The sequence below is a fragment of the Streptomyces flavofungini genome, from assembly GCF_041028215.1.
Taxonomy (GTDB): domain Bacteria; phylum Actinomycetota; class Actinomycetes; order Streptomycetales; family Streptomycetaceae; genus Streptomyces; species Streptomyces flavofungini_B.
Window position 1 is genome coordinate 1 of sequence record NZ_JASKYR010000545.1, and the last position, 5,262, is coordinate 5,262.

The window sequence follows — 5,262 nt, forward strand, 5'->3', positions numbered from 1 at the left end:
TCCCGCACCCGCACCCGCACGGCCAGGCACCTGTCCCGCACCCGCCTGCCCCGCACCCGCCGGGCCCCGTGCCGCCCCCGGACAGCACCGGGCACATCCAGCTTCCGCCGGGTACCCCCGTCGCGATGCCGAGCCCGCCCCCGGGCACGGCGCAGGCCGACACCGCGGCCGCCACGCTCGCCGTGCTGCTCATCGGCCCCGCGGGCGCGGGCAAGACGAGCGTGGCGAAGTACTGGGCGGAGCACCGCCCTGTGCCGACGGCCCACATCAGCCTCGACGACGTGCGCGAATGGGTGCGCTCGGGCTTCGCCGACCCGCAGTCGGGCTGGAACGACCACTCCGAGGCCCAGTACCGCCTGGCCCGCCGCACCTGCGGCTTCGCCGCGCGCAACTTCCTGGCGAACGGCATCTCCTGCATCCTCGACGACGCGGTCTTCCCCGACCGTCCGGTCGTCGGTCTCGGCGGCTGGAAGCGCCATGTGGGCCCCGGCCTGCTGCCCGTCGTCCTCCTGCCGGGCCTGGAGATCGTCCTGGAGCGCAACGCCCGGCGCAGCGGCAACCGCCGCCTGACCGACGAGGAAGTGGCCCGCATCCACGGCCGCATGGCGGGCTGGTACGGCTCGGGCCTGCCCATCATCGACAATTCCCAACTGGACGTGCCCGCCACGGCCCAGCTCCTGGACGACGTCCTGGCCCGGGCGATCGCGAGCCCGCCGCAGTGGTGAGGGCTCCGGCCGGGCCCTGAGCCGCCGGTGCCGCCGCCCCGACGCCCGGTCGGACGCGCTGGCCGGGCCGGAGCGCGGCCGCGCTCATAGGCTCGCCCCATGTCTGAGGTGTACGCGGTCCGCAGGGAGCGGGTGAGGGAGCGGTGTGCCGCGGGCGGAACCGCCGCGGCGCTGGTGTCCCGGCCCGCCAATGTCCGCTATCTCGCAGGGGCGGCGCCCCAGGGCGCCGTGCTCCTTGTGGGCGGGGACGAGGACGTCCTGCTGTGCGGGAGACCCCCCAGTGATCAGCACGGCGAGGGGCGGCCCGATGAGGCGCTGCGGATGCGGCTGCTGCCCGAGCCGGGCGCCGACCCGGCCGTGGCGGGCGCCGGGCTCGCCGCCGCGCGGGGCGCCGAGTCGCTGGCCGTGGAGGAGCACGACCTGACCGTCGCCCGGCACCGCGCGCTCGGCTCGGTCGCCCCGCGGCTGCGGCTGGTGGACCTCGGCGGCGCGGTCGAGCAGCTCCGCTTCATCAAGGACGAGGAGGAGATCTCCTGCCTGCGGATCGCCGCGGAGATCGCCGACCAGGCCCTGGGGGAGCTGCTCGAATCCATTCTCGTCGGGCGGACCGAGCGGCATCTCGCCCTGGAGCTGGAGCGGCGTCTGGTGGATCACGGGGCCGACGGTCCCGCCTTCGCGACCTCGGTCGGGACCGGGCCGAACTCGGGGCTGAGCGGACACCGGCCGTCCGACCGCAGGGTGGAGGAGGGCGACTTCCTCTCCGTCTGCCTGGGGGCCAGCTACCGCGGATACCGGTGCGAGATCGGGCGTACGTTCGTCATCGGCACCTCGCCCGCGGACTGGCAGATCGAGCTGTACGACCTCGTCTTCGCGGCGCAGCGGGCGGGCAGGGAGGCCCTCGTGCCGGGCGCGGCCTGCCGCGACGTGGACCGCGCGGCCCGTCATGTGATGGACTCGGCGGGGTACGCAGAAGGACTCGCTCCGGTGACCGGTCACGGTGTGGGGCTCGAAATCGACGAGGACCCTCAATTGGCGCCCGCGGCCATGGGTAAACTGGACGCTTGCGTGCCGGTCACCGTCGAACCGGGGGTTCACCTCCCGGGCCGGGGCGGTGTCCGGATCGATGACACGCTCGTCGTACGCCCCGAGGCGGACGGCGGACCCGAGCTACTCACCATTACGACCAAGGAGCTGCTCGCGCTCTAGCCCAGTGCTGTGCGCGTGCGCCGGGGTCGTCCACGTCAGTCCAGGAGATTGAAGCAACCGTGGCTTCCACGAACGACCTCAAGAACGGCCTGGTGCTCAAGCTCGAAGGCGGCCAGCTCTGGTCCGTCGTCGAGTTCCAGCACGTCAAGCCCGGCAAGGGCCCGGCATTCGTGCGCACCAAGCTCAAGAACGTGCTCTCCGGCAAGGTCGTCGACAAGACGTTCAACGCCGGCGTCAAGGTCGACACGGCCACGATCGACAAGCGCGACATGCAGTTCTCCTACATGGACGGCGAGTACTTCGTCTTCATGGACATGGAGACCTACGACCAGCTGCACGTCGACAAGAAGGCCGTCGGCGACGCCGCCAACTTCCTGATCGAGGGCTTCACCGCCACGGTCGCGCAGCACGAGGGCTCCGTGCTCTTCGTCGAGCTGCCCGCCGCCGTGGAGCTCGTGATCCAGGAGACCGAGCCGGGCGTCCAGGGCGACCGCTCCACCGGTGGCACCAAGCCCGCCACGCTGGAGACCGGTCACCAGATCCAGGTGCCGCTCTTCATCACGACCGGCGAGAAGATCAAGGTCGACACCCGTGACAGCAGCTACCTCGGCCGGGTGAACAGCTAACCGTGGCTGCTCGTAATACGGCCCGCAAGCGCGCCTTCCAGATCCTCTTCGAGGCCGACCAGCGCGGCACCGACGTACTGACGGTCCTGGCTGACTGGGTGCGCCACTCGCGGTCCGACACCCGGCAGCCGCCGGTGAGCGAGTACACGATGGAGCTCGTCGAGGGGTACGCGCAACACGAGCGCCGCATCGACGAACTCATCGCGCAGTACGCCGTGGGATGGACCCTGGACCGGATGCCGGTCGTCGACCGCAACATCCTCCGGCTCGGCGCCTACGAACTGGTCTGGGTCGACGGCACGCCCGACGCGGTGGTGCTCGACGAGGCGGTCCAGCTCGCCAAGGAGTTCTCCACGGACGAGTCGCCGTCCTTCGTGAACGGTCTGCTCGGGCGCTTCAAGGACCTGAAGCCGTCCCTGCGCCGCGACGAGGCGTAAGGCCGCTCGGTAACGTCACCCGGAGGGCCCGCGGCGAACAGCCGCGGGCCCTCCGGGTTTCCTCTCCTCGGGCCCTCCTTGAACCCTCCTCGGGCAAAGGCGGTTATGCGTCCGTGGCGGAGCCATGCACCGGGGCCATGCACCAAAGGGCAGACGTCGGGGACACGGAAAGTGCCCCCATGGGCGCCTGCCAAAGCTTTGGGTAAAGCACAAACCGCCGGGGTGGCCGCGGCCTTTCGGCTGCGGCCACCCCGGCGGCACGTTTCTGCTGAGCTGTGAGGTGGTGATCAGACCTCTTCGTGCGCGACGGCGCGGCGCGCGTCGGCGTCCAGCACGCCCCAGCTGATGAGCTGCTCGGTGAGGACCGAGGGGGACTGGTCATAGATCACGGCGAGGGTGCGCAGGTCGTCCTGGCGGATCGAGAGCACCTTGCCGTTGTAGTCACCGCGCTGGGACTGGATCGTGGCGGCATAGCGCTGGAGCGGGCCCGCCTTCTCGGCCGGCACATGGGCAAGACGCTCCAGGTCAAGGACGAGCTTCGGCGGCGGCTCGGCGGCGCCACCGGGGGCGGTGCCCGGCAGGAGCTCCTGCACCGGGACGCCGTAGAAGTCCGCCAGCTCGGCGAGGCGCTGCACGGTCACGGCACGGTCGCCGCGCTCGTACGACCCCACCACGACCGCCTTCCAGCGTCCCTGGGACTTCTCCTCGACTCCGTGGAGGGAAAGGCCCTGCTGGGTACGGATCGCACGGAGCTTGGCCCCGAGCTGCTTGGCGTATTCGCTGGACATATAGCTCCCCGGACGCTGCGACAATCAGGCGGCTCCGCCGCGTGGCTGGTAACTCACTGTGAGGTTACGCAGCGTTACTTGCCTGCGTCAAGCCGAATGGTCTCTACCGCTCCATCGGTGGAGTCCGATGTCGTACTCGGTCACCAGTGCTGGTACCGTGGTGGCGCAATTTCGACGTCCTTTAAAGTCCGTCCCGTGAGGCGGAGAAGGAGGTCCGTTTTCATATGGACACGCAGGAAACGAAAGACTCCGCTGTCGCGCGCCCCGTTCTCGAGGGCCCCGACATCGCGCGGGTACTGACCCGCATCGCCCACGAGATCGTCGAGCGCGCCAAGGGCGCCGACGACGTGGTCCTCCTCGGCATCCCCACCCGTGGCGTCTTCCTCGCCCGCCGGCTCGCCGAGAAGCTCCAGGGCGTCACCGGACGCGAGGTTCCGGTCGGCTCCCTCGACATCACCATGTACCGCGACGACCTGCGCATGCACCCCCCGCGCGCGCTGGCCCGCACCGACATCCCCGGTGAGGGCATCGACGGCCGCCTGGTCGTCCTCGTCGACGACGTCCTCTTCTCCGGCCGCACCATCCGGGCCGCCCTCGACGCGCTGAACGACATCGGGCGCCCGCGCGCGGTGCAGCTCGCCGTGCTCGTCGACCGCGGCCACCGAGAGCTGCCCATCCGCGCCGACTACGTGGGCAAGAACCTCCCCACGTCGCTGCGGGAGACGGTCAAGGTCCAGCTCACCGAGGAGGACGGCCGCGACGCCGTGCTGCTCGGCGCCAAGCCCGCCTCCGCCTGACAGGACCGGCTTCCTCCCCGCACGGGCACCAGGGCACACCCCTGCGCGCCCGCGTGCCCGCAGACCTCCACACACCGGAGTAACCCCCGATGATGCGACACCTCATCTCGGCCGCCGACCTCTCCCGCGACGACGCCGTCCTCATCCTCGACACGGCCGAGGAGATGGCCCGGGTCGCCGACCGGCCGATCAAGAAGCTGCCCGCCCTGCGCGGCCGCACCGTCGTCAACCTCTTCTTCGAGGACTCGACGCGGACCCGGATCTCCTTCGAGGCCGCCGAGAAGCGGCTCTCCGCCGACGTCATCAACTTCGCCGCCAAGGGCTCGTCCGTCTCCAAGGGCGAATCCCTCAAGGACACCGCGCAGACCCTGGAGGCGATGGGCGTCGACGCCGTCGTCATCCGGCACGGCGCCTCCGGCGCCCCGTACCGCCTGGCCACCTCCGGCTGGATCGACGCCGCCGTCATCAACGCCGGTGACGGCACCCACCAGCACCCCACCCAGGCCCTGCTGGACGCCTTCACCATGCGGCGCCGCCTGGTCGGGCCCGACGAGGGGCTCGGCAAGGACCTGGCGGGCAAGCGCATCACCCTCGTCGGCGACGTCCTGCACAGCCGCGTGSCCCGCTCCAACGTGGACCTGCTGCACACCCTCGGCGCCGAGGTCACCCCGGTCCCGGGCCCG

Annotated in this window: 7 protein-coding genes; 6 read left to right on the forward strand and 1 reads right to left on the reverse strand. The window is 71.0% G+C overall.

Annotated elements, in window-relative coordinates; genetic code table 11:
• The 4 genes from AB8Z36_RS29225 to nusB form a co-directional block, all read left to right on the forward strand.
• Positions 1–725 (forward strand): AAA family ATPase (locus AB8Z36_RS29225; protein WP_369216391.1); only part of this gene is annotated, 725 nt, incomplete at its 5' end.
• A gap of 99 nt (positions 726–824) precedes the next feature.
• A complete protein-coding gene (locus tag AB8Z36_RS29230; RefSeq protein WP_369216392.1) occupies positions 825–1,931 on the forward strand; it encodes an aminopeptidase P family protein in 1,107 nt (368 codons plus the stop codon).
• 59 nt (positions 1,932–1,990) lie between these two features.
• Positions 1,991–2,557: an elongation factor P gene (gene efp, locus AB8Z36_RS29235; RefSeq protein WP_062779556.1), complete on the forward strand. Its 567-nt coding sequence runs from the start codon at positions 1,991–1,993 to the stop codon at positions 2,555–2,557.
• Positions 2,558–2,559: 2 nt separating this feature from the next.
• On the forward strand, positions 2,560–2,994 hold the full coding sequence (gene nusB / locus AB8Z36_RS29240) for a transcription antitermination factor NusB (protein ID WP_369216393.1): 435 nt from the start codon (positions 2,560–2,562) through the stop codon (positions 2,992–2,994).
• 287 nt (positions 2,995–3,281) lie between these two features.
• Here the strand turns inward: nusB and bldD are convergent, their stop codons facing one another.
• A complete protein-coding gene (gene bldD, locus AB8Z36_RS29245; RefSeq protein WP_055698930.1) occupies positions 3,282–3,782 on the reverse strand; it encodes a transcriptional regulator BldD in 501 nt (166 codons plus the stop codon).
• Positions 3,783–4,006: 224 nt separating this feature from the next.
• Here bldD and pyrR point away from each other — a divergent pair, with 224 nt between their 5' ends.
• Entirely contained in the window at positions 4,007–4,579 is a 573-nt protein-coding gene (gene pyrR, locus AB8Z36_RS29250) for a bifunctional pyr operon transcriptional regulator/uracil phosphoribosyltransferase PyrR (protein WP_369216394.1), read from the forward strand.
• A gap of 89 nt (positions 4,580–4,668) precedes the next feature.
• Positions 4,669–5,262 (forward strand): aspartate/ornithine carbamoyltransferase family protein (locus AB8Z36_RS29255; protein ID WP_369216395.1); only part of this gene is annotated, 594 nt, incomplete at its 3' end.

Bases quoted from the DNA above. Each gene is read 5' to 3' on its own strand.
- bldD (WP_055698930.1), bottom strand. From the start codon at position 3,782: ATGTCCAGCGAATACGCCAAGCAGCTCGGGGCCAAGCTCCGTGCGATC.
- AB8Z36_RS29230 (WP_369216392.1), top strand. From the start codon at position 825: ATGTCTGAGGTGTACGCGGTCCGCAGGGAGCGGGTGAGGGAGCGGTGT.
- pyrR (WP_369216394.1), top strand. From the start codon at position 4,007: ATGGACACGCAGGAAACGAAAGACTCCGCTGTCGCGCGCCCCGTTCTC.